Origin of the sequence: Thorsellia kenyensis, assembly GCF_042432445.1 — a bacterium.
In the GTDB taxonomy this organism is placed as follows: Bacteria; Pseudomonadota; Gammaproteobacteria; order Enterobacterales; family Thorselliaceae; genus Thorsellia; species Thorsellia kenyensis.
In genome coordinates, this window is the sequence record NZ_JBHLXE010000005.1 from 1 (window position 1) to 1,321 (window position 1,321).

Genomic DNA, 1,321 nt, shown 5'->3' on the forward strand with positions numbered 1-1,321 from the left:
ATTGACGCTTAAATCCCCTGACGTATTGTCAGTTAATTTGCCTTCTGGAATTTGCAATTCAAACTCTGCATTACCATCCTCGTCCGTTGGACCATAGCTCAGTGGGTACTCGCCCTCTTTAGGATCGGTACTGAACACTAACTCTTCACCATTTGGTAAGGTAACCACAACATCTTGACCCGCTTCGCCTTTACCTGTGATGGTTGGCGTCGTCGTATTCAAGCCATCTGTGTCTGGGTTGTACCCTTCGATGTTCAAGTTTTCGATTGAGCCTGGAGGCGTAGTATCAACTATCACAGGATAGGTCGCCGATGGGCTATTATTACCCGCTTCATCACGTTGGTTAACTGAAATATCACCTGACTCATTTTCACTCAAGTTACCTTCAGGAATTTGCAATTCAAACTCTGCATTGCCATCCTCGTCCGTTGGACCATAGGTTAATGGGTACTCGCCCTCTTTAGGATCGGTACTGAACACTAACTCTTCACCATTTGGTAAGGTCACCACAACATCTTGACCCGCTTCGCCTTTACCCGTGATGGTTGGCGTCGTCGTATTCAAGCCATCAGTGTCTGGGTTGTACCCTTCGATGTTCAAGTTTTCGATTGAGCCTGGTGGTGTGGTATCCACTAACACAGGATAGGTCAATGCTGGACTGTTATTACCGGCGTCATCACGTTGTTTAACGCTTAAATCCCCTGACGTATTGTCAGTTAATTTGCCTTCAGGAATTTGCAATTCAAACTCTGCATTGCCATTCTCGTCCGTTGGACCATAGGTTAATGGGTACTCGTCACCTTTAGGATCGGTACTGAACACTAACTCTTCACCATTTGGTAAGGTCACCACAACATCTTGACCCGCTTCGCCTTTACCTGTGATGGTTGGCGTCGTCGTATTCAAGCCATCTGTGTCTGGGTTGTACCCTTCGATGTTCAAGTTTTCGATTGAACCTGGTGCTGTGGTATCCACCAACACAGGATAGGTCAATGCTGGACTGTCATTACCAGCGTCATCACGTTGTTTAACGCTTAAATCCCCTGACGTATTGTCAGTTAATTTGCCTTCTGGAATTTGCAATTCAAACTCGGCATTGCCATTCTCGTCCGTTGGACCATAGGTTAATGGGTACTCGTCACCTTTAGGATCGGTACTGAACACTAACTCTTCACCATTTGGTAAGGTCACCACAACATCTTGACCCGCTTCGCCTTTACCCGTGATGGTTGGAGTGGTCGTATTTAAGCCATCGGTGTCTGGGTTGTACCCTTCGATGTTCAAGTTTTCGATTGAACCTGGTGCTGTGGTATCCACTAAC

1 protein-coding gene is annotated in these 1,321 nt (G+C 46.5%); it reads right to left on the minus strand.

What is annotated here, in order from left to right; all coding sequences use genetic code 11:
* Positions 1–1,321, minus strand: a 1,321-nt coding sequence (locus tag ACFFIT_RS00200; protein WP_385875301.1) for a hypothetical protein, incomplete at both ends; no start/stop codon positions are given.